22 protein-coding genes are annotated in these 25,847 nt (G+C 42.4%); 4 read left to right on the forward strand and 18 right to left on the reverse strand.

Features of this window, described 5'->3' with window-relative positions; genetic code table 11:
- Positions 1-9: 9 nt before the first annotated feature.
- From ACXJY6_RS05480 to sixA, 11 genes are all read right to left on the reverse strand, one after another.
- Complete coding sequence (locus ACXJY6_RS05480; protein ID WP_456050896.1) at positions 10-993, reverse strand: chemotaxis protein CheW; 984 nt, start codon at positions 991-993, stop codon at positions 10-12.
- Positions 983-1,762: a ParA family protein gene (locus ACXJY6_RS05485; RefSeq protein WP_456050895.1), complete on the reverse strand. Its 780-nt coding sequence runs from the start codon at positions 1,760-1,762 to the stop codon at positions 983-985. The genes ACXJY6_RS05480 and ACXJY6_RS05485 overlap by 11 nt, the downstream gene beginning before the upstream one ends.
- Before the next feature lie 8 nt (positions 1,763-1,770).
- Positions 1,771-2,940 carry a protein-glutamate methylesterase/protein-glutamine glutaminase gene (locus ACXJY6_RS05490; RefSeq protein ID WP_456050894.1) on the reverse strand — a complete coding sequence of 390 codons (1,170 nt, stop codon included), beginning with the start codon at positions 2,938-2,940 and terminating at the stop codon, positions 1,771-1,773.
- 24 nt (positions 2,941-2,964) lie between these two features.
- Positions 2,965-5,142 carry a chemotaxis protein CheA gene (locus ACXJY6_RS05495; protein ID WP_456050893.1) on the reverse strand — a complete coding sequence of 726 codons (2,178 nt, stop codon included), beginning with the start codon at positions 5,140-5,142 and terminating at the stop codon, positions 2,965-2,967.
- A 9-nt stretch (positions 5,143-5,151) separates the two neighbouring features.
- Positions 5,152-5,871: a protein phosphatase CheZ gene (locus ACXJY6_RS05500; protein ID WP_456050892.1), complete on the reverse strand. Its 720-nt coding sequence runs from the start codon at positions 5,869-5,871 to the stop codon at positions 5,152-5,154.
- A gap of 82 nt (positions 5,872-5,953) precedes the next feature.
- On the reverse strand, positions 5,954-6,322 hold the full coding sequence (cheY, locus tag ACXJY6_RS05505; RefSeq protein WP_456051063.1) for a chemotaxis response regulator CheY: 369 nt from the start codon (positions 6,320-6,322) through the stop codon (positions 5,954-5,956).
- A gap of 48 nt (positions 6,323-6,370) precedes the next feature.
- A complete protein-coding gene (locus ACXJY6_RS05510) occupies positions 6,371-7,105 on the reverse strand; it encodes an RNA polymerase sigma factor FliA (RefSeq protein WP_456050891.1) in 735 nt (244 codons plus the stop codon).
- Positions 7,106-7,109: 4 nt separating this feature from the next.
- Positions 7,110-7,985, reverse strand: a complete 876-nt coding sequence (locus tag ACXJY6_RS05515) for a MinD/ParA family protein (protein ID WP_456050890.1) — start codon at positions 7,983-7,985, stop codon at positions 7,110-7,112.
- A 13-nt stretch (positions 7,986-7,998) separates the two neighbouring features.
- Positions 7,999-9,432: a flagellar biosynthesis GTPase FlhF gene (flhF, locus tag ACXJY6_RS05520; protein WP_458767705.1), complete on the reverse strand. Its 1,434-nt coding sequence runs from the start codon at positions 9,430-9,432 to the stop codon at positions 7,999-8,001.
- A gap of 66 nt (positions 9,433-9,498) precedes the next feature.
- Complete coding sequence (flhA, locus tag ACXJY6_RS05525) at positions 9,499-11,592, reverse strand: flagellar biosynthesis protein FlhA (protein ID WP_456050889.1); 2,094 nt, start codon at positions 11,590-11,592, stop codon at positions 9,499-9,501.
- Between the two features lie 145 nt (positions 11,593-11,737).
- Positions 11,738-12,202, reverse strand: a complete 465-nt coding sequence (gene sixA, locus ACXJY6_RS05530) for a phosphohistidine phosphatase SixA (RefSeq protein WP_456050888.1) — start codon at positions 12,200-12,202, stop codon at positions 11,738-11,740.
- 216 nt (positions 12,203-12,418) lie between these two features.
- Between sixA and ACXJY6_RS05535 the strand changes: the two genes are divergently transcribed.
- Complete coding sequence (locus ACXJY6_RS05535) at positions 12,419-15,196, forward strand: insulinase family protein (protein ID WP_458767706.1); 2,778 nt, start codon at positions 12,419-12,421, stop codon at positions 15,194-15,196.
- Positions 15,197-15,204: 8 nt separating this feature from the next.
- Here ACXJY6_RS05535 and ACXJY6_RS05540 read toward each other — a convergent pair whose 3' ends face one another.
- Positions 15,205-15,813, reverse strand: coding sequence for a VOC family protein (locus tag ACXJY6_RS05540; RefSeq protein WP_458767654.1), 609 nt, complete (start codon positions 15,811-15,813; stop codon positions 15,205-15,207).
- A 203-nt stretch (positions 15,814-16,016) separates the two neighbouring features.
- Between ACXJY6_RS05540 and argS the strand changes: the two genes are divergently transcribed.
- Positions 16,017-17,750, forward strand: a complete 1,734-nt coding sequence (argS, locus tag ACXJY6_RS05545) for an arginine--tRNA ligase (protein ID WP_458767655.1) — start codon at positions 16,017-16,019, stop codon at positions 17,748-17,750.
- 58 nt (positions 17,751-17,808) lie between these two features.
- Here the strand turns inward: argS and ACXJY6_RS05550 are convergent, their stop codons facing one another.
- The 4 genes from ACXJY6_RS05550 to ACXJY6_RS05565 form a co-directional block, all read right to left on the reverse strand.
- The gene (locus ACXJY6_RS05550) at positions 17,809-18,039 is read right to left on the reverse strand and encodes a FeoC-like transcriptional regulator (protein WP_458767656.1); all 231 of its coding nucleotides are present in this window, start codon (positions 18,037-18,039) and stop codon (positions 17,809-17,811) included.
- A complete protein-coding gene (feoB, locus tag ACXJY6_RS05555) occupies positions 18,036-20,309 on the reverse strand; it encodes a Fe(2+) transporter permease subunit FeoB (protein ID WP_458767657.1) in 2,274 nt (757 codons plus the stop codon). Before feoB ends, ACXJY6_RS05550 begins: the two co-directional genes overlap by 4 nt.
- Positions 20,306-20,536 (reverse strand): FeoA family protein, encoded by a 231-nt coding sequence (locus ACXJY6_RS05560; protein ID WP_456050883.1) that lies wholly within the window; start codon positions 20,534-20,536, stop codon positions 20,306-20,308. Before ACXJY6_RS05560 ends, feoB begins: the two co-directional genes overlap by 4 nt.
- A 433-nt stretch (positions 20,537-20,969) precedes the next feature.
- The gene (locus tag ACXJY6_RS05565; RefSeq protein WP_458767707.1) at positions 20,970-21,812 is read right to left on the reverse strand and encodes a zinc ABC transporter substrate-binding protein; all 843 of its coding nucleotides are present in this window, start codon (positions 21,810-21,812) and stop codon (positions 20,970-20,972) included.
- A 129-nt stretch (positions 21,813-21,941) separates the two neighbouring features.
- On the opposite strand from ACXJY6_RS05565, the gene znuC reads away from it, so the two are divergent.
- Together znuC and znuB are read left to right on the forward strand one after the other, a co-directional pair.
- Positions 21,942-22,727, forward strand: coding sequence for a zinc ABC transporter ATP-binding protein ZnuC (znuC, locus tag ACXJY6_RS05570; protein ID WP_458767658.1), 786 nt, complete (start codon positions 21,942-21,944; stop codon positions 22,725-22,727).
- On the forward strand, positions 22,720-23,505 hold the full coding sequence (znuB, locus tag ACXJY6_RS05575) for a zinc ABC transporter permease subunit ZnuB (protein ID WP_458767659.1): 786 nt from the start codon (positions 22,720-22,722) through the stop codon (positions 23,503-23,505). Before znuC ends, znuB begins: the two co-directional genes overlap by 8 nt.
- A 117-nt stretch (positions 23,506-23,622) precedes the next feature.
- Here znuB and sucD read toward each other — a convergent pair whose 3' ends face one another.
- Positions 23,623-24,495 (reverse strand): succinate--CoA ligase subunit alpha, encoded by an 873-nt coding sequence (gene sucD, locus ACXJY6_RS05580; RefSeq protein WP_456050880.1) that lies wholly within the window; start codon positions 24,493-24,495, stop codon positions 23,623-23,625.
- Positions 24,495-25,661: an ADP-forming succinate--CoA ligase subunit beta gene (gene sucC / locus ACXJY6_RS05585; RefSeq protein WP_456050879.1), complete on the reverse strand. Its 1,167-nt coding sequence runs from the start codon at positions 25,659-25,661 to the stop codon at positions 24,495-24,497. The genes sucD and sucC overlap by 1 nt, the downstream gene beginning before the upstream one ends.
- Positions 25,662-25,847: the final 186 nt, after the last annotated feature.

Here is a 25,847-nt window from a genome sequence, read left to right on the forward strand (position 1 = left end):
ATCAATGTTCTACAATTTTTCAAGTGCGTTTACATCTTGGCCAGCATCTAACATCTGAATTAGCGCCTCGACATGAATTAATGCACACATTTTTTCTTTAACCATTCCTGCAAGCCAAGGCCGCTTTCCTGCGGTTGAACGCCATCGAACTTCATCAGTTTGAATCAGCTCTGTCCCTTTCAATGCTCCACTTGCAAGTCCCCATAAACTTTCACCTAGCATGACAATATAATCATAAGACTCTTTATAAGAATCATCGATTAACTTGTCCGGCATCACCCATTTAGCGGTATCTACGACGTCAAGTTGATTATCTTTATTTGATTGCAGCCCTAAATACCATGAAGGTCGACCAATTAAGTGACTGGTCTCTTCTAAACGATGAATACCGCCTAATTCGTCAAGTGGCACCGCAAATGTCACGCCATAAACATCAAAAAATAGAACTTGAAACGCATGTTCGCGCTCAGTTGATGTCCAAGTGGCCTCATTCAAAATAACTTGGTCTTCAACTTGGTGTTCTATTTCTTCTGAAACTTCAACTGATACACTCAGCTCTTCTTCGGAGTCAATTTCTACATCCGACTCTTCCGCCAGCGCTTCGACCTCAACCACCGGCTCGTCTTCAATATCCCATTCTTGAATTTCTTCAATATCGGGTTTATCTACAATATGTAAATTCACCGTATTTTGCGTGATCAGGTCATCAACACCACTCACGTTTGTTACTGGATCACTGCCTTCGAGGCGATCGAGTAAACGCTGAACATCGACAAGACTTGGTGCTTCAACCTCACCGACTGACCGCATAGGCAAAAGTGGCTCTGCATCCAATTGTAATTGTGGTACAACTTCCAGCGGTTGGTTAATTTTCTGTTCAGTTTGTGCCACTATTTCTTGATCTAGTTCCAATTCTTCCGCAACTTCATCAAGTAATGCAGAAAAATAGTCCTTAAGAGCTTGCTCGCTCGACAATGTTTGATTAGGACTCATCGATCGCCAACCTCTCGAGGTAAATTAATAGCTGTCGATATGCAAAAACTCCCCGACTTCCTTGAGCAAAATAAGATGCAGGTAACCGTTTCAGGCTCGCATCACGAAATTTTGTGTCAATGGGAATAGCGGAACTCCAAACTCGTGTCGCATAGTCCTTTTTAAGCTGAGTTAATGTTTGTAACGATGCCTTCGTTCTTTTGTCGTACATAGTAGGAACGATCGTCACTTTAAAAGACTTCTTACGCGACTTCTGCATAATATCTAACGTTCTTACCATTCGCTCTAAGCCCTTCATTGCTAAGAACTCGGTTTGAACTGGAATCAGTATCCGGTCACTTGCCGCCAGAGCATTCACCATCATGACTCCAAGAATCGGAGGACAATCAATCAAGACATAGTCGTATTCTTGTTTTAATTGAATTAATGTCTTTTTTAAGACTAATCCCATACCGCTTCGATTGCCCATCACTCGATCTAACGTCGCGAGAGACATATGACCTGGGAGCAAATCTAAACCTTCAATGTTACTCTTCATAATTAAAGGTTTGATATTTGGTAAAGTAAGCGATTCAAGTTGAAACAAGTCAAACAGACTGCTCGATAACCCATCACTGTCATACCCCATGTAGGTCGTTAATGATGCATGAGGGTCAGTATCGACAAGCAAAACTCTTTTCCCTTGCTGACTTAATAGGCCAGCAAGAGTGATGGTTGTAGTGGTTTTTCCGACTCCACCTTTTTGATTGGCGATACTCCAAACAATCATGAATATTCCTACCTTAGCCCTAGTTCAACCAGCATTCTTTCCGCTACGCGGTCGAGAGGTAAATCTTCCGACGATATTCCCGCTTTAGCCACAGCTTGAGGCATGCCATAGACGACGCAACTTTCTTCGTCTTGAGCCCAAATTGTAGACCCCGATGCCTGTAGCATCCGAGATCCTTCACGGCCATCTGCTCCCATTCCTGTTAAAATCATCGTGAGAGCTTTGTCTGAAAATGTTTTAGCGATTGAACCAAAAGTAACGTCAACACTTGGCTTATAGTTCATTCGTTCACCGCCATCGAAAACTTTCAACTTAGCGGATCCAGGGCGCCCTTCTACCATCATTTGTAAACCACCAGGTGCGAGATACGCCACTCCAGGACGCAATATGTCGCCATCTTGAGCTTCTTTAACTGAGATTTTACACAGAGTATTTAAACGACTGGCAAATGCATTAGTAAATGTCGCAGGCATGTGCTGTACGAGTAGAATTGGATGTGGATAATTTGCAGGTAACTGGGTCAAAATCTTCTGTAACGCAACCGGTCCACCCGTTGATGTTCCAATCGCGGTTAGTTGGTAACGCTTTCCAGAGGCTTTAAATCGCCCCGCAGCAGAACCAAATGCTTGAGGAGATGTCGTTCTCTCAAGTGGCGATGTTCTTGTCGATGTCACCGGTTTCGCTGATGCCGTCTGACGTGCTAATCCACTCCCACTTTGTGGGCTAATGGATGATGTTGTCGACTTTTTCGCAACAGGTGCGATACGACGAAGAGACGACTTTTTACGAGAAATTTCAATAACTCGTTGCTGAAGCAATGTCACCGCTTCGTCTCTATTTCGGGCAATATCCTCAAACTTTTTAGGTAAAAAGTCTAAAGCTCCGGCATCAAGTGCATCTAGTGTTGCCTTGGCTCCATCATGAGTTAATGAAGAAAACATCAAAATGGGTGTTGGATGGGTCGCCATAATTTCTTTAACAGCAGAAATACCATCAAGTACAGGCATCTCTATATCCATAGTGATCACATCAGGCTTAAGCGTTTTGGCTTTTTCTATCGCTTCTTTGCCGTTTGTTGCGACATCCATCACCTCCATACGCACGTCCGAATTAATGATTTCACTTACCCGACGCCGGAAAAAGCTTGAGTCATCAACCACTAACACTTTAATTGCCATATTTCCCTTACTCCAATTACGTCATTAAATACGAGACACAGATGCGTATCGTTTTAAAAGGTCTGCTATATCAAGAATAAGCGCAATATGACCATCACTCGTAATCGTCGCTCCTGCCATTCCTGGTGTACCTTGTAGCAATTCATCTAAAGGCTTAATAACCACTTCTTCCTGTCCAATAAGAGTATCAACAACAAAACCAACTCGTTGGCTCCCTAGTTGAACAATAACTACGTGACCATGTCCTTTTCTTGGCTCGACAATACCTTTTTGAGGTGCAAGCCAGTTTTGCAAATAAAATAACGGTATCGATTTCTCACGTACAATGATTGTCAACTGACCATCTACGATATTGGTACGGCTTAAATCTAGGTGGAATATTTCATTCACACTCGCTAAGGGAAGAGCATATGGATGATCAGCAACACCAACCATTAACGTTGGTAATATTGCTAACGTTAGTGGAACCTTAATGGAAATCTTCGTTCCTTTACCCATTTCTGAGTCGATGTCAATCGAGCCATTCAGTGTATTGATTGCCGTTTTAACAACGTCCATTCCGACGCCACGGCCTGATACTTCAGAAATCTGATCTTTACTAGAAAACCCAGGAGCAAAGATAAGATTAAAACACTCGCTATTGGTTAATCGAGCCGCCGCATCTTCATCCATAAGGCCGCGTTTCACCGCTATCGATCTAAGTTTATCTGGATCCATCCCTGCGCCATCATCGATGATGCATAGTTCAATGTGATCACCTTCTTGAGACGCAGATAAAATCACTTTACCAGTCTTAGATTTACCGGATTTAACACGGTCAGCTGGCATTTCGATACCATGGTCAACAGAGTTTCGAACCAAGTGAATCAATGGATCTGCAAGTGCTTCTACTAAGTTTTTATCGAGGTCGGTATCTTCACCGCGCATTTCCAAAACAATATCTTTATGCAGTGTACGCGCCAGATCTCGAACCACTCGAGGGAAACGACCAAACACTTTCTTGATTGGTTGCATCCGAGTTTTCATCACCGCACCTTGTAGGTCTGCCGTGACTACATCAAGGTTAGAGACCGCTTTCGACATCTCTTCATCGTTGCGATTCAACCCTAAACTAATCAGCCTGTTTCTAACGAGAACCAATTCCCCAACCATATTCATGATCACATCTAACGTTGATGTATCAACTCGTACCGTTGCCTCTGCTTGAGGTTTCTTAGCCTGAGCCGCTGTCTCTTTTTTCGAAGCGGCTGGTTTTTCAGCAGGAGCTTTTGCCGCAGCAGGTTTCGGCGCTGGTGCTTTGGGTTTCTCAACTTTAGCTTCAGGTTTTGCTGGTGCTGCTGGTGCCGACGGAGCGGCTGGTGCTTGCGCTGGCTCTGCTTGTTCTAAATTTGGACCTTTACCCGAACCATGAAGATCATCGAGTAACTTTTCGAATTCATCATCGGTAATATTATCATCGCTACTTGAAGCAGATTCTTGTGCAGTCGGCTTACTAACCGGTGGCGAGTCATCTGAGGGGCCATGACCAGAGCCATGTAATTCATCGAGTAGTTTTTCAAACTCATCATCGGTAATATCATCGGAAGCTGGAGGCGCTTCAGCGACAGCTGGTGCCTCATCATTGGCGTCATTTGGCGATTGACCTGCCCCATGTAATTCATCCAATAACTTTTCGAATTCGTCTTCTGTTATTTCATCAATAGAACCCTCATCTGCTTCATTGGAAGGAGCGAGTACCACTTCAGGTTCTGGCTCAGGCTCGGGTTCTTCGGCAACAACTGGTTCTACTTCCGGTTCAGCTTCATCTTCTGATTGTGGCTTTGAAAGACGATGAAGTTCTTTCAATAATTCAGGATCGGCTGCCACTAGCGGTTCACTTTCCTGTACTGCCTGGAACTGCTCATTGACGGTATCTAGAGAACGTAGCATCGTATCCATTAAACTGGCGTCAACATCACGTTGTCCGTTACGTAAAGTATCGAACACGTTTTCTGCACCATGACACGTTTCCACTAATTCAGTGAGCGCTAAAAACCCTGCGCCACCTTTCACAGTGTGGAATCCTCTAAATATGGCATTAAGAAGGTCTTTATCGTTCGGGTTATTCTCCAAATCCACCAACTGCTCAGATAACAGTTCTAGGAGTTCACCCGCCTCAACTAAAAAGTCCTGTAGAATTTCTTCGTCTAATTCGTAGCTCATGCAGTACCTCTAAAAACCTAAGCTTGATAACAAGTCATCAACTTCATCTTGAGAAGAGACAGCATCTTCCCGCTCATAAGCGTTAATGATTGGACCTTCTGGGCCCACTGGCTTGCTTACTTCATCTGGTTTATCTTGTAGTTTATCAGTACCAAATACTGTAAGAACGCCAATTAGTTGCTTCTCTACTTCGCCAACTAACTCAATCACGCGTTTTATAATCTGTCCTGTTAAATCTTGGAAATCTTGAGCCATTAGTATTTCAGTCAACTGCCCTTGAAGCTCCGAGCTGTTTCCTTCAATCTGACTTAATAGATCATCTATTCCATGACACAAAACTTTAAACTCACTGATATCTATTCGACCTTGCATGAGCTGATTCCACTGAGGTCTCACTTCAAGCAAGCTCCCATGCAGCTTCTCTGCGATCGGCATACAACGTTCAACGGAATCCATCGTTTTATTCGCAGCAACTTCCGTCTTAGAAATCACGTATTGCAAACGATCTTTGGCGTCTGGAATTTCATCATTCGCAATTTCATTCATCCGTTCATCTAGATGAAATTCTCTTAACGAATCATGTAATTCTCGCGTTAGTGTTCCGATTTGATTAAACATCGGGTTTTCTAACTGACGATTACAGATCTCGCTTAAAAGAGCATTTGCACTATCTTGCTCTTCTTGCTCTAAGTACTGTACGAGTTGTCTCGCTTGTTCTAATGAAATCATCCTGTCTTAGCCTTTCACATGCTATTGGATCAAATAATGAACGATATATATATCCATTCCTCATATCACATAAAGCGTCGAGTTATAATCGTTCAAAAACTTTATCGAGCTTCTCTTTAAGAGTACCCGCGGTGAATGGTTTAACGATGTAACCGTTCACGCCAGCTTGAGCAGCTTCAATAATTTGCTCACGCTTTGCTTCTGCCGTGATCATCAACACTGGTAAATGCTTTAAGTTATCATCTGCTCGGATGTTCTTGAGCAAATCGATACCTTGCATTCCTGGCATATTCCAATCCGTAACCACGAAATCAAAATCACCATTCTTAAGCATTGGTAGTGCGGTCAACCCGTCATCGGCTTCAGAGGTATTATTGAAGCCAAGATCACGAAGTAGGTTCTTTACAATTCTGCGCATCGTTGAAAAGTCATCAACAATCAGGATTTTCATGTTTTTATTCAAAATAGCCTCCACTGAGATAGAGATCAGTGACAAAAATTAATCATCTTGAGTCCAAGAACTCAATTTCGTTCTTAAACGTTGCATAGTTTGGCTCAGTATTTGACTAACACGTGATTCACTCACGCCAAGTACTTCACCAATTTCTTTTAAGTTAAGCTCTTCATCATAGTAGAGCGAAAGGACTAACGCTTCTCGCTCAGGCAGTGATTTGATTGACGTTATAAGTGCATTGCGAAAACTTTCATCGGCAACACCTTTAAACGGAGTATCATCTTCCACCATTTCGATGGGCGATATTGCATCATCGGAAACACCTAGATCTTCGATACCCACCACTCTCGAACAATTAATGTCCTTAACTACAGTATGGTACTGATCTAGAGACATTTCTAAATAATTTGCAATTTCAGTGTCGGTGGGATCACGATTTAGCTCTCCTTCTAGCACTGACGTGGCTTGAGCGATCTCACGACTGTGGCGATGAACTGACCGTGGAACCCAATCTCCGCGGCGCATATCATCCAACATTGCACCTCGAATACGGATACCAGCATAGGTTTCAAAGCTTGCACCTTTGCTACCATCATAATTTTTTTGCGCTTCAAGCAAGCCGATCAACCCTGCTTGTATTAAATCCTCAACCTGAACACTGGCAGGCAAACGAGCCATCAAATGATGAGCAATCCGTTTAACTAAAACGGAATACTTTTCCAAAAATGCATTCTGCCCCTGCAAATTACCGCGGTGATCATATGTGAGTGGCTTATTCACTAACTTATTCCTCCGCCGTGTCAGATCGATAAAGTAGGCGTTCAACAAAGAACTCTAAGTGCCCACTTGGCGTTTTAGGTATTGGCCACATTAGTGCTTTATTAGCGAGAGAGTTTATCGCCAATGACGCTGGTGATTTAGGGAACGCTTCGACAACGATTTTCTGTTTTTTAACGGCCTGTCTAACATTATCGTCTAGCGGTATACATGCAACCAGTTCAATAGTGACATTCAAAAAACGTTCAGTAACTAATGTTAGCTTAGCAAACAATTCTCGACCTTCCCGATAACTTCTAACCATATTCGCAACGATTTTGAAGCGCTGAACCTGATGTTCTCGACTAAGTAGCTTAATAAGCGCATAAGCATCAGTTATTGAAGTGGGTTCATCACAAACCACTATTACGACATCTTGAGCAGCTCGAGAAAAACTCACTACCATATCTGAGATACCAGCCGCGGTATCTACTAACAAGACGTCCATCTCTTCATCCAAATTGCCGAACGCGCGAATCAGTCCCACGTGTTGCGCATGAGAAAGCTCTGTCATCGACTGAGTTCCCGATGTGGCTGGGATTATTCGTATTCCAAAAGGCCCCTCTACAATGGCATCACTTAATTCGCACTCACCTGCAAGGACATGGCCTAAATTTTTCTTTGGTCGAATACCAAGCATAATGTCGACATTAGCCAACCCGAGATCAGCATCCAATACCATCACTCGTTTGCCTTGACGGGCCATACTAATTGCCATGCCAAGTGTTACGTTAGATTTGCCAACACCACCTTTTCCGCCGGTAACCGTAATTACCTTGGTGAGAGAGGGTTTACTTAAACGGCGTAATCCGCTCGCTTGATCTTGTATCATATTGTTCGTCATATCGATTCGCCGCCTAATATCCCTCTGAGTCACTACTCCAGTAGCGAGGCTCATTTTCATCAGAGTCTTCAAGCAATTCATTTGCTTTTGCTACCATGAATTTCGGTTGTGCGAGTACAATATCTTCAGGTACTCGTTGGCCATTTGCGATATACGCCACTGGCAATGCATTCTGTACAATCACACTCACAAATTCACCAAGGCTCAGTGATTCATCTAACTTGGTCATAATGCAACCGGACAAAGGAATCCGCCGAAAGTGATCGATGGTTTCTTGTAATACTTTCCTTTGAGCTGTTGCAGGTAAAACCAAATAGCTATGAATATTCTCTCCACTATTTTGCATTAACGTATCTAATTGCTCTGACAGTCTGACATCTCGTTGTCCCATACCAGCCGTATCAACAAGCACGAGACGCCGATTTCGCAGCTGATGTATAACATCGGCTAAATCGTTGGAATCTTTAGCGACTTTTACAGGGCAACCCATAATTTTTCCATAAATTGCCAATTGTTCATGCGCTCCGATTCTAAAGGTATCTGTGGTGACTAACGCCACACTGTCAGATCCATATTCCATTGCGGCACGCGCGGCCAATTTAGCAATTGTCGTGGTTTTTCCTACTCCAGTGGGACCAAGTAACGCGACAATCCCACCTCGTTTCAAAATATCTTTTTTTGCCACAGGAATTTGGTCTGCTACGAGTCGTAACAGAGCTTTCCACGCTTTTGGCGGTGCAGTATCTTCTGGGATATAGCAAGCAAGTTGATCCGCAAGCTCTGATGAGACTCCCATCCGTTCGAGTCGCTTAATCAGCATTGCTCTTAACGGCTCTCGACGTTCAACCTCCTGCCACATCAATCCCGAAACCTGATGTTCGAGTAATCGCCGAATCGAATTAATATCTTCACGCATTAAGTTCAATTCACCGTCGCTCTCTTCATGAGAGTTAACATTCATATTAGGAGATTTAGACACCCCTCCTCGCCCACCAGCAAGCGAATTTGAAGCCGTTTCGTTTCCTCGGCGGTTTTGCGACGGTTTTCTACTACTACCTTGATCCCTTTGGCTGCCTTTCGCTTGACGTTTTAACAATGCATCCAAAGAGTCGGCTTGCTCAGAGTTGTCCGCAGATGAATCATCCGTAGAATATTGATTGAGCAAATCTGCAAACCGTTTCGTCATTGGAGCTTCATTCTGGCTACCACGACGACCTAGTTGAACCTGATCATCTGCTAGGTTGCGTGTTAGCGGAGCAGATCGAGTGACAGGTGCGGGTGTTTTGTGACGCGGTTGACTGTTGTACTGCTGAGCCGATGATTTAGGTAGCGTGTTATCGCCGTCAACCGCTGCGACGATTTCGACACCACCGGCAACTTTTTTGTTAGACATGATGACGGCATCAGACCCAAGTTCTTCTTTGACTTGTAGCAACGCCGCTTTCATATCTTGAGCGAAAAAACGTTTAATTTTCAATGCTAAAATCCACCATCAATCAACTGTACTCTCAAGTTAATTTCCAACTGCTTGAACAATTCGAATCTGTTTTTCATCTGGTATCTCTTGATAAGAAAGGACTCTCAAGTTCGGTATTGTGTTCTTCACAAACTTCGCCAATGTTGAACGAAGTATTCCTGAAGTTAAGAGAACCGCGGCTTCACCTTTAAGCTCTTGATCTTGAGTTGCTTGAGTTAATGCTGATTGAAGACGTTCAGCTAAACCCGGTTCAATGCCAGCAGACTCTCCACCAGACGCCTGCATAGTCTGATGCAATATCTGTTCCAATTCTGGAATTAGAGTAATAACTGGCAGTTCAGGCTCGATACCATTGATTTCTTGAACGATAAGGCGTTTCAAGGCGATGCGTACAGCGGCAGTCAATACGTCAGGTTCTTGACTCTTTCCTGAGTATTCAGCCAGTGTTTGGACGATCGTCCGAATGTCACGAATTGGAATGGCTTCATTAAGTAAATTCTGTAGCACACGAACAACAACGCCTAAAGAAACACGATCTGGAACAAAGCCATCCACCAATTTAGGCGCTGACTTCGCTAGCATATCTAATAGGTTCTGAACCTCTTCATGGCCTATCAATTGTGAAGCATTATTGGTTAATAGTTGACTGAGGTGGGTCGCAAGCACTGTTGCAGCATCGACCACGGTATAGCCTAGTGCTTGTGCTGTTTCACGCTGTTCGTCTGATATCCATACCGCTTCTAAGCCAAAAGCAGGATCGAATGTATGTTCACCCTCAATCGCACCATAAACTTGGCCTGGGTTTATCGCCAACTCTTGGTCCGCTTTAATTTCAGCTTCACCTACAGCCACACCCATTAAAGTAATGCGGTAACTATTCGGCGTGAGCTCTAAGTTGTCTCGAATGTGAACGGGTGGGATAAGAAAACCAAAATCTTGTGATAGTTTCTTCCGTACACCTTTCACACGCTCAAGTAACTCGCCGCCTTGATCTTTATCTACCAGCGGGATCAATCGATAACCCACTTCTAATCCTATAATATCAACAGGTTGAACATCATCCCATGACAGTTCTTTATTGATTGGTGCTTCTACAGCTGGTGTATCTGGAAGTTGTTTTTCTTCTTTTTCTTTACCTTGCTTACGATTAATCCAATAAGCACTTCCTCCAGCCAATGATGCTAGAAGTAAAAACGAAAAGTGAGGCATCCCTGGGACAACACCCATAACAGCCAAAATAATCGCAGTGATCATCAGAGCCTTAGGGTTATCAACAAGCTGGAAAACAACTTGCTGTCCCATGTCTTCATCAGTATTTTGACGCGTCACCATAATGGCTGCGCCAATCGACAAAAGAAGAGATGGAATCTGTGCGACAAGGCCATCACCAATGGTCAATAAGGTGTATATCTCAATCGCTTCACCAAAACTCAATTCATATTGAGCCATACCAATACTCAACCCACCAATAATGTTGATGAAAAGAATCAAGATACCGGCAATCGCATCACCTTTGACGAATTTAGAAGCACCATCCATCGAACCATAAAAATCTGCTTCCTTTGTCACTTCAAAACGTCGAGTCCGAGCTTGCTCTTGGTCAATCAGCCCTGCATTTAAGTCAGCATCAATTGCCATCTGTTTACCCGGTAAGGCATCCAAGGTAAAACGCGCACTAACTTCTGATATTCTTCCCGCACCCTTGGTTACAACCATAAAGTTAATGATCATCAAGATAAGGAATACAACAAGACCAACAGCGTAGTTCCCGCCAATTACGACATTACCAAATGCTTCTATCACATTACCCGCGGCACCTGCGCCTTCGTGACCTTTTAAGAGAACAACACGGGTAGAAGCTACGTTCAATGCTAAGCGCAGTAAGGTCGCAATTAATAAAACGGTCGGAAAAGCCGCGAATTCCAATGGTCGACGAGTGTAAATCGTCACTAAAAGTACCACCATGGAAAGCGCAATATTGAAAGTGAAAGAGAGGTCGAGCAAAAAGGCAGGGATTGGCAATATAATCATTGCGAGTGTTGCCAATACCATGACTGGTGCGCCTACTGCTGGTAGGCCTCGCTGTGAAACATTGGGAAACTTATTACTAAACGGTAAAGTAAACTTCATAAACCTTTTTGCCACTGTTATCTCAAAATATGAGCACGAATTTGCTCAATCAAGATATCAATATGCAAATATCGAACCATAGAAAAGTCAATTTTATGGCTCGAGATTAAATCGGTTTACTTTATATATTTTTCAAAGAGTTATATTAAGGACGGTTCTGCCACAGTAACTCACCTTGTTTTGATGCGACGTCAAATTCTACGCACGCTAGTCCAGATGTTGGAAACATTGGAGCGGATAAATCAGCGACAAATTCAGCGGTTAAATACCCAACCAACGGGAGGTGAGACACGAACATAATAGACTGTAGATTTTCTAACTCAGCCAAGGCACACACATATTCGTATACCTGTTCTGATTGTCCGTAAGGTGTAATGTCATCATATAATTCAACGGATTTTGCATCCAATAAAGGCGCTATTTGTTGCCATGTCTCTTGCGCGCGAACATAAGGACTGACGAAGACCTTATCTATTTTCGCTGGCATTTTATCTAATGACTGGGTAATTGTGGCAAGAGATTCATCTTTCCCACGCTGGGTTAATGTTCTCTCTGCATCACAGGAAGCTAAAAGCCCGGCTTCTCCATGACGCATAATATAAATTTTCATAGTAACGACCTTTTACTCTACACCCCAAGTCCAGACATTCTGTAGTTTGGTTAAAGTTTAAACGCAGCGATATTTATTATTGTGTATATACTCGATATCTTAATGGTTTTATAAGCACGAAAACACTATTTTGCTCATAAAAATAGTCCTAAGACGTTGCGAGTAATCAAATCAACGCCATACTAAATGATTAAACGACGAACGAGAACTAACATTGTGCATATAAGCCCGAATGATTCCAACAACTACCGCTACCTAACTCTATCAAATCAATTAAGAGTTTTATTGATAGAAGATTCGACGACCCAAAAATCGTCTGCAGCACTCGCGGTGAATGTTGGTCACTTCGACGATCCGATTGATCGTGAAGGACTTTCTCATTATTTGGAGCATATGCTTTTCTTAGGGACAAAAACCTACCCTAAAACCAGTGAGTTCCAAAGCTTCATAAATCAGCATGGTGGGACTCACAATGCGTGGACTGGCACAGAGCATAGTTGCTTTTTCTTCGATATTAGTCCAAATGCTTTTGAACAAGGCTTAGATCGCTTTGCTCGATTCTTTTTTGAACCCTTATTTAATGAAGAAGCGCTTGATAAGGAACGCCAAGCGGTTGAGTCGGAATACAAACTTAAGTTAAATGATGATACGCGACGCTTATATCAGGTACACAAAGAGACGATCAATCCAGAGCATCCGTTTTCAAAATTCTCTGTTGGTAACTTACACACATTAAACGACAGAAATGAAAAATCGATTCGCGAAGAAATCTTGTCATTCTACCAACAACAATATTCTGCTGATATCATGACTCTTGCGATAATTAGTGACCAATCCCTTGATGATATGGAAGCACTTGTAACGCCTTTATTTGAACAAGTGACCAACAAATCGTTACGTGGAAAAAAAATAGACATTCCATTTACGACTGAAGAGCAACGTGCGGTTTATATACAGATAGAACCGTTAAAAGAGATTCGTAAGCTCACCTTAAGCTTTCCGCTTCCGTCAATGAATCAATATTACCAAACAAAGCCCCTTTCCTATTTTGCTCATCTTATCGGTCACGAAGGTGAAGGCAGTTTATTATTGGCATTGAAAAATAAAGGTTGGATTACCGGGTTATCTGCAGGTGGTGGCGCGAGTGGGAGTAATTACCGTGAATTTAACATTAGCCTCCAACTGACCAACGACGGCCTAGAATTCATTCAAGAAATAACCCAAGCAACTCTTCAAACTATCGAGTTGATTCGTCAACAAGGGCTTGAAGAATGGCGATATATCGAAAAGAAAACAGTCATAGAATCAGCATTTCGTTTTCAAGAAAAAACCAGAGCGTTAGAAACGGTATCGCACCTAGTGATCAATATGCAGCACTATCATCTCGATGACACTATTTTTGGTGACTACATGATGACAGAGTATGACGAGGCGGTATTAAGAGAGGTTATCGATCAATTTACGTTAGACAACTTGCGTGTAACATTAGTCGCTTTTGACGGTGAATATAACCAAAAAGCCAACTGGTACTTCACCCCTTATTCAATGAGAAAACTGAGTGATGAAGAACGAACTCTGTTAGCGACGCCACTGGCCGATCTCGACATCCACCTACCTAAGAAAAATCCGTTTATTCAGGATGTACAAACTCCCAAAACATTAGAACAGTATCATGATACACCACAGATACTGAAAGAGAGTGAAGGGTATCGTTTATGGCACATGCAAGATAGCCAGTTTAGGGTTCCTAAAGGGGTCATCTATATCGCAATAGACAGCCCTCATGCGGTATCGAGTCCACGAGCGATTGTTATGGTTCGTCTATGTGTTGAAATGTTTCTCGATTCGCTTGTTGAGGAAACTTATCAAGCGGAAATCGCAGGTATGAGTTACAATATGTATGCTCATCAAGGTGGAGTAACTCTTTCACTCTCTGGGTTCAACGCCAAACAACTCGAACTCCTCAAGTTAATATTGCACCGGTTTACTCACCGAGAATTCAACCAACCTCGATTTGATACCATTAAAACTCAGCTAGAAAGAAGCTGGCGTAATTCTTCATTAGATCGCCCATTATCCCAACTCTTTAATGCTCTTACAGGATTGTTGCAACCGAATAATCCACCATTTACACAACTTTTAGAGGCCCTTGAGACAGTTGAACTTAACGACCTAAAACCTTTTGTTGATCAAATAATGACACTACTGCACATCGAAGTGTTTGTCGTAGGTGACTGGACTCAAGCAGATGCCGTTGAAATCGGTGACACGGTTTATCAAACATTATTGGCACAAGATCAACGTTATGAAGAGTCATTGCGACCTTTAATTATGCTTGGTAATCAAGGATCATTGCAGCATGAAATAAAATGCAACCAAGAAGACTCTGCCGTTGTGGTTTATCATCAGTGTGAAAACATATTGCCACGAAATATCGCACTTTATTCACTGGCGAATCATTTGATGTCAGCAACCTTTTTTAATGAGATCAGAACCAAACAACAATTGGGCTATATGGTAGGAACAGGAAATTTACCACTTAACCGCCACCCAGGAATTGTTCTGTATGTCCAATCTCCTCACGCCTCTCCTACTGAGTTAATGAAGTCGATTGATGAATTTCTCAACGCATTCTATATGGTGCTACTGGAGTTAAATGAGTATCAGTGGCAAAGCAGTAAAAAAGGGTTAATAAATCAAATGTCGACACCTGATACGTCGCTTCGCAGTCGAGCTCAGCGATTATGGGTTGCCATCGGAAACAAAGATCTCGAATTTAACCAACGTCAAATAGTCGTTGAAGAGCTGGAGTCTTTATGCCGTAGCGATATGATTCGATTTGTTGTTAATCAACTAAAACCTAGAACAGCCCATCGTCTCGTTATGCATAGCTTAGGAATCGGTCATACCGACGCAGAAACACTTGATATTGGTAGTGCTATCACTTCGTTAAGCGATCTTCAATCGATGCCAAAAGATTGTCGGCTAGGGTAAATCCGATATTACGTAAATAACGGTGATTGTTCCGACAAGATCACCGTTTTTAACGCATGAGGATGAAGTTTAATCGTTACCCCACTCCACTTAAATGCAATTGTTGGGTTTGGCAATCGTTCACCGCTTGCTTTTGGTTCTGACATTTTGACACTCACTCCCAGTTCAGAAAAGTCATCCCAACAACGATTCAAATGAGGGAATTGATGGCGAATAAAAGTAACAAATTCATCCATTGAATCCACGCGGCAGGGAATCACAAATTCCACATGTTCCCACCCCTGAATTGGGTATGTTTTCCCCTTTGCTGGGTAAGGAAGTTCTACACAATCGGTTTGCCATTTACCGACAACGATAGGCTGGTTTAATTCAACAACGACGATCGGACGTCCATTGATTTCAGCTCTAGAAATAACCTCTCCCATTTTGGCCCATTCACTCTCGGCTCTTTGTGCTTCGCAGTGTTGATTGATCCTCATTGCAACATGATCCATGTTCAATGACGCCACATCCAACCCAAGGATCTTCATAAAACTATCAATTTTATTTGAAAACAAAGAGATACCATCAATCATCATCACAGGTGAAAACTCAAAATTGGGTTCATGGTGTGTCATCTAGATCATCCTTATTGGTAAGAAACGACAGCATAGTAACAGCCAGATAGGAAAAGTAGAAAATTCCTTAACTCCGCTCTATAAGATATCGAATAAAATTGCTATTATGTGCGCCAATTTTTGAACAAGATCGAGATATAAGTCACCCAATCTGGTGAGTCCAATATGTCTCCTAACATTTCGTTAAATCGAAGGACAAACGTGTGAATATCCAAGCACTCATAAACGATAAAGTATCACAAGCCCTAGAAGCGGCGGGCGCACCAGCAGGTAGCCCAGCAGCCGTACGTCAATCTGCAAAACCACAGTTTGGTGATTACCAAGCGAATGGTGTTATGGGTGTAGCGAAAAAGCTGAAAATGAATCCACGTGAATTCGCTCAAAAAGTGTTAGATGTTCTCGATCTTGACAGCATTGCAAGTAAAACTGAAATAGCAGGCCCTGGTTTCATCAATATCTTTCTTAGTGAAGAGTTTCTCGCTAAACAAGCTGAAATTGCTCTGGCCGACTCTCGGATCGGTGTAGCGAAAGATGCACCATTAACGATTGTTGCAGACTACTCTGCGCCTAACGTTGCTAAAGAGATGCACGTGGGCCACTTACGCTCAACCATCATTGGGGACGCAGTCGTTCGTACCTTAGAGTTTCTAGGTCATAAAGTTATCCGTGCGAACCACATTGGTGACTGGGGAACTCAGTTTGGGATGCTCATCGCCAACTTAGAGCGTGTCCAGCAAGCTTCTGGTGAAGTGTCTATGGAGCTTTCTGACTTAGAAGGGTTTTATCGTGAATCGAAAAAGCTCTACGATGAAGATGAGGAATTCGCACTAAAAGCTCGAAACTATGTTGTTAAACTGCAAAGCGGCGATCCTGCTTGTGCAGAGATGTGGAAAAAACTCGTCGATATTACCATGACGCAAAACCAAGGTAACTATGATCGCTTAAATGTCTCACTATCTCGCGATGATGTGATGGGCGAAAGCATGTATAACGACATGCTACCAAGCATCGTATCTGATCTGAAAGCACAGGGTTTAGCGACAGAAGATGATGGTGCTCAAGTTGTATTCTTAGATGAGTACAAGAATAAAGACGGCGATCCTATGGGTGTTATCGTACAAAAACGTGACGGTGGCTTCCTATACACAACAACCGATATCGCATGTGCTAAATACCGTTATGAAACACTTGGTGCAGATCGCGTACTCTACTTTATCGACTCACGCCAACATCAGCATTTGATGCAAGCATGGACTATCGTACGCAAAGCTGGCTATATTCCAGAAAGTGTCTCGCTAGAACACCACGCTTTCGGCATGATGCTGGGTAAAGATGGTCGTCCATTTAAAACCCGCGCGGGTGGCACAGTACGTTTAGCCGATTTACTGGATGAAGCAGAAGAACGCGCAAATGCGTTAATCGAAGCGAAAAACCCAGATCTTACAACAGCTGAAAAAGCAAATATCGCCAATACTGTTGCAATGGCTGCGGTTAAATATTCTGACTTATCAAAGCACCGTACCACAGATTATGTATTTGACTGGGATAACATGCTTGCGTTTGAAGGCAATACTGCTCCGTACATGCAATATGCTTATACACGCGTCGCATCTATTTTCCAAAAAGCATCCATCGAAATGGATAACCTGGCTGGCAATATTCAAGTTAGTGAAGAGAAAGAAAAAGCGCTCATTGCTAAGCTTCTCCAATTTGAAGAAGCGGTTCAAAGTGTCGCTCGTGAAGGTCAACCACATATTATGTGTAACTATCTATTCGAGCTTGCAGGTCAATTTTCAAGTTTCTATGAAGCCTGTCCTGTTCTAAACGCTTCTGATCAATCCATTAAAGAGAGTCGTTTAAAACTCTCTGCTCTCACTGCGAAAACTATCAAACAAGGCCTTTCTCTACTTGGGATTGAAACCTTAGAAAGAATGTAGATATCGAGTTAATTAAAGAACAAACAAAAGGCCGCACTTCAATTGCGGCCTTTTTCAATTACATAATCACATTCAGTGATAGTGAGTCAGGTTGATGAATCCGATAACGAACCCTCATAACATAACCATCCGAATTAGTATCAACAGTTCGCGAAATAACGCCCTTTTTTAACCATACCGATAGCATTGCGTCGACACCGTCTTCGCTCATTTTAAACTGCTTAGCGAGTTGGAGACGAGTCACTGAACCACGCTGTTCAATGTAACTTCGCAACTCCTGCAATATCATAATAATTGTGCCTCTATCTGACGTAATTTATTACCGTGAACGGTCAGCCAACGGTAGACAATCATTAACGATACCCCGATGCCAACAATCCACATCAGACTTTGCTGTGGATGTGATGTTAAATTGGTTGCTTGATAAAAAAGTGTTGCAGATAGATAGCCAAGTCCTGATGTCCAGATTCCAATGAAGCGAGCAAACTTAGCTCCAAATTCACGAACATAAGCTCCCATCGCAGCCACACATGGCGTATATAACAAAATAAAGATCAAATACGAAAATGCTGCGCCGCCAGTAACAAATTGATCCTGAATATTCGCGAAAATTGAGACGTTCACTTCTTGCTCTTGTGCAACCGCTTCAGAGTCTGAGAGATCACCCACTTCGATACCAAATGGGTCACTAAAACTTAATCCCGTCAAGTTTTCCGGAATCGAGATAAACGCCGCTTTAATACTCTCTGTTAAATTGAATTCACCTGCATCTTCACTTGCATCGGTGTACAGCGTGTTTAACGTCCCAACTACGGCTTCTTTAGCAAAAATCCCTGTAATGATACCCACCGTTGCTGGCCAATTATCTTTTTCGACACCCATTGGCGAGAATAAAGGCGTAACCGTTTGAGCTGCTTGAGATAATACTGACTTTTGGGTCCCTTCATTACCAAACGTTCCATCAGATCCAACGGAGTTAAGCAAACTAAGGATCGTCACTACAACAACGATAGTTTTCCCTGCACCCCATATAAAGCGATTTAGTTTTTGCCAAGTTTTAATCACGACATTTTGAAGCGTTGGTAATTCGTAATCCGGCAACTCCATAACAAATGAATCACTTGAACCAGGGTATAGTGTTCGCTTTAGTACGATACCCGTAAACACTGCCGCACCGACACCCAACAGATATAAGGCAAAAACAATATTCTGACCATTGCTAGGAAAAAATGCGGCTGCAAATAGGGCATAGACAGGTAAGCGAGCACCACACGACATAAACGGCGCCATCGAAGCAGCCAGTTTACGCTCACGTTCTTGATCCAAAGTACGAGTTGCCATAATTGCAGGAACTGTACAGCCAAACCCTAAAATGAGTGGGACGAACGCTTTACCCGGTAAACCAATACGTTGCATTACTTTATCAAGCACAAATGCCGCACGAGACATATAGCCAGAACTTTCTAGGATAGTCATAAACAGATAAAGACAAGCGATTACCGGAATGAAAGTCGCAACGGTTTGAATACCGCCACCTATCCCATCAGCGAGCACTGTAACCAACCAAACAGGCAAATGCGCATCCAATACATGATGAGCCCCATCAACCAATAATGCTCCAATGGCGATGTCGAAAAAATCGATAAAAGCACTGCCAATGTTTATCGAGAACATAAACATAACGTACATGACAAAGAAGAAAAACGGCACGCCAATCCACTTGTTGAGTACAAATTGATCGAGTTTTTCTGTCACACTATTACTTAATTTTCCTTGAGTACGACGAACGCTAACACACTGCTGATGTAGGTACGTATATTTGGTATCAGCAACATGCAGGTCGATATCAATATTACAGGCATCTTGTTCTTTCTTAACTTTCAAGCGCCCAACGTCATCTAGTTGGTTTATGATTAATCGATCATTTTCAAGTGCTCGAATCGCAAGAGCTCGCGTAGTCACATTTTGCTGCTGCTCAAAAAGAGGGGAAAGAGAGTCTATAGCAGCTTCAAACTGTGGTTCATAGTTTAAAGGTAGTTCTTTTAAAACAATACCTTGGACTAGATGCTTATGTGATTTTTCTTTAAATTTAGTGACTTGGTTTTTATCGTGTGCTGATAAATCTAAAACCGGACAACCTAAAAACTTCTCTAGTAGACCAATATCAAGCGTTTGGCGAACTCGCTTGAGTGCATCCATTTTATTTAGAACCACCACCATAGGGCGTCCTAATTCACGAAGCTGCAACGTCATATATAAACTGCGCTCTAGGCAAGTCACATCAACAACGTTAATAATCAAATCTGCGGGATGAGTCAGTACGGCACGTGAAGCGATAGATTCATCAACACTATTGCTATCGTTACCACTGTCTAACGCATAAATTCCGGGTAAATCTGTCAGTAAAAATTCATCACCAGTATGAGTATAATAGCCCGTCTTCTTTTCGACAGTCACTCCAGCCCAATTACCCACTTGCTGTTTTGAGCCAGTCAATCCATTGAAAAGTGTTGTTTTACCACTATTAGGGTTACCTACGGTGAGAATATGGTACTTCATTGAATTAACTCCACCTCAATAGACGAGGCTATTTTTTCTCGTACAGCAAGAGAAACTCCTCTGACCATAACTTGTAGTGGATCTCCCATTGGGGCTCGGCGTACTAAAGTTACGGAAGTGTTGGGAAGCAAACCCATGACCATCAAGCGTTTGCGCGCTTCACTGTCTAAATTAACAAATGCCAGTATATCTGCACACTGTCCTTCTCTTAGTTCACTCAACTTCATAAACTACACCTTAAAAAACCCAAATGAGAAGAATTATTATTACTAATTGAATGATAACTGAAAATGTGAAATTCAATTTGAGATAAATCAACGTTGGCTAAAACTGCGCTACTAAAAGGTTACGTAAATTCCAACTACCACGATGAAGAAAATAAAAAACCTTCAAATGTATCGAAAATAAGACAGATAAACCCAATATACGGTGCTATATTTAAATGGCTTATCTTAATTACGTCTATATGCGTTAGCGTGTAGACATATTCTTGAGATTAGCCTGTCTACTTATATTTTTGGTCGTTGGGATAAGTTCTCACGACACGAAGCCCAATAAACTGATTACTATCATTTTAAAGGAATTCGATATTGGCGGTTTTCGCCCGTGGTATAGCCTCCCCCGCTATACCACGTAAGTTTTTCTTCTTACTAATAGCATTTACTGCTCTACAGCAAAACAACGCTCAAACTCATCGGCCAACTGTTTTAATAGTTCAAAGTAGCTACCATCTGCAACATCTACATCGCTCCCTAATGGGTCTAATGTTCCGAGCTTAGCTGATGTACCACGCATAACGGTATTGATCACTGCTGGCGAGAATTGAGGCTCTGAGAAAACACAAACCCCTTTTGTCTCTGATAACGTTCGCTTAATGTTCACCAGAGTCTTAGCACCCGGTTTTCTTTCTGGAGATACAGTAAAATGCCCAAGTTTACGAAGTTGATAATCTCGCTCAAAGTATCCATAAGCATCGTGAAAAACATAGTACGGTAACTGATTAAATGGTGACAATTGTGTATTTATAGTCTGGGCCAACGCTTCTATCGCGTTATTAAAGCGCTGTAGATTGCTGCGATATTGCTCAGCATTTTGGCCATCTAAAATGATCAACTTGTCCACAATGGCTTGGGCGGTGCCCAATGTAGCTTTTTTTCCTAACCAAAAATGCGGATCCAATGTTCCATGATTATGCCCATCATCTTCATGATCATCACCATATTGGGATAAACCGACGTGACCAAGCTGACTGACTGTTAAAACACTCTTTTCATCAACACTTTCTAGGATTTTATCCATAAAGGGTTCTAATCCACTTCCAAACCAAACAATTAAATCCGCTGAATGAATTTTCTTTATATCCGATGGACGCAACGCATAATCATGAGGAGACGTATTGTTATCAAGTAGAACTTCTGAATCAGCGACTCCTAGAGTGAGTTCATGAGTAATCATCTGAATGGGCTTAATACTACTAAGTACCGTAATCGCCCATGATGGCATCGCCAACAATAAAGCAACAACCGCTGTAATTACGCGAATTTTTACCACAATATCTTACTCCTGAATGCTAGCCTAAATAAGTGCCGAATGTTACATTATAACATTAACAATTGTAAATGAGTTCCATTCATGTCACCACTAATCGAACTGGATAGCATTTGTGTTTATTTTGGAACACGACGGGTGCTTGATAATGTTTCTTTCGCCCTTGAACGAGGAAAAATAACCACCTTGATCGGTCCAAATGGAGCGGGAAAGTCAACTTTAGTACGCGTTATTCTCGGATTACAGGCTATCGATACAGGTAATATATCGAAACTACCTAAGATACGGCTCGGATATGTCCCTCAAAAACTTAAACTCAATGATTCCTTACCATTAAATGTTTATCGATTTCTTCGGTTAGCCGGAAAATATAGCGAACAAGAAATAATGAATGCATTAAGTTTGGTTGGTGCTGAACATCTCACTACCAGTAATATGCACACTCTTTCTGGTGGCGAAAGCCAGCGAGTCTTACTTGCCCGTGCGCTTCTCACACGGCCGGATATTCTCGTACTGGACGAACCCGCTCAAGGTGTCGATCTACAGGGCCAGATTGATTTATATGAGTTAATCAATACGCTTCGGGTCCGTTTTAATTGTGCAATATTAATGGTTTCTCACGATCTTCATTTAGTGATGGCAAAAACCGACAATGTTATTTGTTTACACCACCATATATGCTGCTCTGGTACACCTAAGCATATTAGCCAGCACCCAAACTACATTGCACTTTTTGGTCAGACAACCAAAGATAGTCTGGCATTTTATCCTCACCAACACGACCATCACCATCACGATCTATCGGGCGAACCTGTTCACGGCGATGCTGATATTTGTGGATGCCATCACCACGGACACCATCATGATTGATTTTTTACTCCCTTCGATATTCGCGGGTATTGGCATTGCTATCCTTTCAGGCCCACTAGGCTCATTTATCGTCTGGCGAAAAATGGCCTACTTTGGCGATACCCTTGCTCATGCTTCTTTGATGGGGTTAGCGCTAGGCTTCTTACTTGACGTTAATATTAATGCGGCACTCATCTGCAGTAGTTTAATTCTATCTGCGGCATTGGTGCTCTTTCAGCGTCAGTCTGTGCTCGCTAATGACACCTTACTTGGCATTCTAGCTCATAGTGCCCTTTCGATTGGTTTAATCGCCGTTAGCTTCCTAGACGATGTTAGAATCGACTTAATGGGATATTTGTTTGGTGACTTGCTTTCAGTTACCCCTGAAGACCTCATTTTTATTTGGCTAGGTGTTTTTGTGGTTCTTGGATTGCTAAAGTTTCTATGGCACCCGTTGCTCTCCTCAAGTGTAAGCGAAGAACTTGCGAGTGTTGAAGGTGTTAATGTTGAATTGATGAAAATGATACTCATGCTGATGATTGGAACTGTAATTGCAATTGGGATGAAGTTTGTTGGCGCTCTCATTATGACTTCACTACTAATTATTCCAGCTGCAACGGCACGTCGAATTTCCACATCACCGGAAACGATGGCAATCTATGCTGCTGTTATTGGCTCACTTTCCGTTTTATGTGGTCTGGGATTATCTTGGAGTTTTGACACCCCGGCAGGCCCGTCGGTTGTCGTAAGTGCCTCGCTATTCTTTATCTTGAGTCAGTTAGCTAAAGTTCGAGCTTAATCCAAGTTCATCGCTTTGCGTAAAACGATTTCCAATAAAAAAGTCCTCCAATCAATTGGAGGACTTTTAATGTAAATAGCTTATCACTTATAAGTAAGCGACGTCATAAAGAGCAAATTACCAACCAGTGATCTCGCGTAGTGCGCTACCAATATCAGCTAGGCTTTTCACTGTTTTAACACCTGCAGCTTCAAGTGCAGCAAACTTGTCATCAGCGGTACCTTTACCACCAGAGATAATCGCGCCAGCATGCCCCATACGTTTACCTGGAGGAGCTGTCACACCTGCGATATAAGATACAACTGGCTTAGTGACATTGTCTTTAATGAATGCCGCAGCTTCTTCTTCCGCTGTTCCACCGATTTCACCGATCATCACGATTGCTTCAGTTTCAGGATCTTCTTGGAACAACTTAAGAATATCGATGAAGTTAGAACCTGGAATAGGATCCCCACCGATACCAACACAAGTCGACTGTCCAAAGCCTTCGTCTGTCGTTTGCTTCACTGCTTCATAAGTTAGCGTTCCAGAACGAGAAACGATTCCCACTTTACCTTTCTTATGAATGTGACCTGGCATAATGCCGATTTTACATTCATCAGGCGTAATAACACCCGGACAGTTTGGACCAATCATACGAACACCAGATTCATCCAAACGTACTTTTACGTCTAAAAGATCGAGAGTCGGAATACCTTCTGTGATAGTAACGATTAACTTAATACCTGCATCAATCGCTTCAAGAATCGCATCTTTACAGAAAGGAGCTGGGACATAAATAACTGATGCCGTTGCACCTGTTGTTTCAACAGCGTCTCTAACAGTGTTAAATACTGGCAAGCCTAAATGAGTCTGACCGCCTTTTCCTGGCGAAACACCACCAACCATCTGCGTACCGTAATCGATAGCCTGCTCAGAGTGGAACGTACCTTGACCGCCGGTAAACCCTTGACAGATTACCTTAGTATTTTTATCAATTAATACAGACATTATTTGCCCTCCGCAGCTGCAACTACTTTTTCCGCTGCTTCTTTAAGCGAGTTCGCGGCAATGATGTTTAATCCACTTTCAGCTAGCTTTTTAGAGCCAAGTGGTGCGTTATTACCTTCAAGTCGAACGACAACTGGCACTTTGACACCAACCTCTTCAACTGCACCGATAATACCGTCGGCAATAAGGTCGCAACGTACAATTCCACCGAAAATATTTACTAATACGGCTTTAACATTATCATCAGAAAGGATGATCTTGAATGCTTCGGTTACACGCTCTTTGGTTGCACCGCCACCAACATCTAAGAAGTTTGCTGGTTGACCACCATGAAGATTAACGATATCCATAGTACCCATCGCAAGACCGGCACCATTCACCATACAACCAATGCTGCCATCAAGAGCAACGTAATTTAGTTCCCATTGAGCTGCGTGTGCTTCACGTTCATCTTCTTGAGACGGATCGTGCATTTCACGTAACTTAGGCTGACGATACATTGCATTTGAATCAATATTAATCTTACCATCTAGACACAATAGGTTACCGTCACCAGTAATCACTAATGGGTTAATTTCTAGAAGCGCTAAGTCGTATTGTGCAAACATATTTGCCAAGCCCATAAAGATCTTGGTGAATTGTTTAATTTGATCGCCTTCTAAACCGAGCTTAAATGCTAGCTCGCGACCTTGATAACCTTGAGGACCGACGAGAGGATCGATAGCTGCTTTATGAATCAGCTCTGGCGTTTCTTCTGCCACTTTTTCAATCTCAACACCACCTTCTGTCGACGCCATAAAGACGATTCGACGAGAAGCACGATCAACTACAGCGCCGAGATATAGCTCGTTAGCAATACTCGATGCTTCTTCAACTAAAATTTTAGTGACTGGCTGTCCATTTGCATCTGTTTGATATGTCACTAAGTTTTTACCTAGCCACTTTTGTGCAAATGCTTTTACGCCATCTTTAGTATCGTGCAGTTCAACACCGCCCGCTTTACCACGTCCACCTGCGTGAACCTGACATTTTACTACTTTTTTCTCGGTGCTAATGCGGCCAGCCGCTTCAAACGCTTCTTGTGCTGTATCACAAGCATAGCCTTCTGGTACTGGCAATCCGAACTCAGCAAATAGCTGTTTCGCTTGATATTCATGCAAATTCATTGTGAGATTCCATTGTTTATTATTATTCCATAGAGCTCAATGCTTTCGGCATATAGCTTTACATCTGTAGGGTACTCATAAAGAGTGGCCAACTACTGCTTTCATCACCAGTTGGCTTGGAAAGACTAGACGTTGAGCAAGTCTAGTCCTTTTTCTTTTAGACGTCTAGATATCTAAACGCTAATT

This window comes from Vibrio phycocola (assembly GCF_054404255.1).

Excerpts from the sequence above, each read along its gene's own strand:
- ACXJY6_RS05480 (WP_456050896.1), bottom strand. The coding sequence starts at position 993 with ATGAGTCCTAATCAAACATTGTCGAGCGAGCAAGCTCTTAAGGACTAT.
- ACXJY6_RS05485 (WP_456050895.1), bottom strand. The coding sequence starts at position 1,762 with ATGATTGTTTGGAGTATCGCCAATCAAAAAGGTGGAGTCGGAAAAACC.
- ACXJY6_RS05490 (WP_456050894.1), bottom strand. The coding sequence starts at position 2,940 with ATGGCAATTAAAGTGTTAGTGGTTGATGACTCAAGCTTTTTCCGGCGT.
- ACXJY6_RS05495 (WP_456050893.1), bottom strand. The coding sequence starts at position 5,142 with ATGAGCTACGAATTAGACGAAGAAATTCTACAGGACTTTTTAGTTGAG.
- ACXJY6_RS05500 (WP_456050892.1), bottom strand. The coding sequence starts at position 5,871 with ATGATTTCATTAGAACAAGCGAGACAACTCGTACAGTACTTAGAGCAA.
- cheY (WP_456051063.1), bottom strand. The coding sequence starts at position 6,322 with ATGAAAATCCTGATTGTTGATGACTTTTCAACGATGCGCAGAATTGTA.
- ACXJY6_RS05515 (WP_456050890.1), bottom strand. The coding sequence starts at position 7,985 with ATGACGAACAATATGATACAAGATCAAGCGAGCGGATTACGCCGTTTA.
- flhF (WP_458767705.1), bottom strand. The coding sequence starts at position 9,432 with ATGAAAGCGGCGTTGCTACAAGTCAAAGAAGAACTTGGGTCTGATGCC.
- flhA (WP_456050889.1), bottom strand. The coding sequence starts at position 11,592 with ATGAAGTTTACTTTACCGTTTAGTAATAAGTTTCCCAATGTTTCACAG.
- sixA (WP_456050888.1), bottom strand. The coding sequence starts at position 12,202 with ATGAAAATTTATATTATGCGTCATGGAGAAGCCGGGCTTTTAGCTTCC.
- ACXJY6_RS05540 (WP_458767654.1), bottom strand. The coding sequence starts at position 15,813 with ATGACACACCATGAACCCAATTTTGAGTTTTCACCTGTGATGATGATT.
- ACXJY6_RS05550 (WP_458767656.1), bottom strand. The coding sequence starts at position 18,039 with ATGATATTGCAGGAGTTGCGAAGTTACATTGAACAGCGTGGTTCAGTG.
- feoB (WP_458767657.1), bottom strand. The coding sequence starts at position 20,309 with ATGAAGTACCATATTCTCACCGTAGGTAACCCTAATAGTGGTAAAACA.
- ACXJY6_RS05560 (WP_456050883.1), bottom strand. The coding sequence starts at position 20,536 with ATGAAGTTGAGTGAACTAAGAGAAGGACAGTGTGCAGATATACTGGCA.
- ACXJY6_RS05565 (WP_458767707.1), bottom strand. The coding sequence starts at position 21,812 with ATGCCATCATGGGCGATTACGGTACTTAGTAGTATTAAGCCCATTCAG.
- znuC (WP_458767658.1), top strand. The coding sequence starts at position 21,942 with ATGTCACCACTAATCGAACTGGATAGCATTTGTGTTTATTTTGGAACA.
- znuB (WP_458767659.1), top strand. The coding sequence starts at position 22,720 with ATGATTGATTTTTTACTCCCTTCGATATTCGCGGGTATTGGCATTGCT.
- sucD (WP_456050880.1), bottom strand. The coding sequence starts at position 24,495 with ATGTCTGTATTAATTGATAAAAATACTAAGGTAATCTGTCAAGGGTTT.
- sucC (WP_456050879.1), bottom strand. The coding sequence starts at position 25,661 with ATGAATTTGCATGAATATCAAGCGAAACAGCTATTTGCTGAGTTCGGA.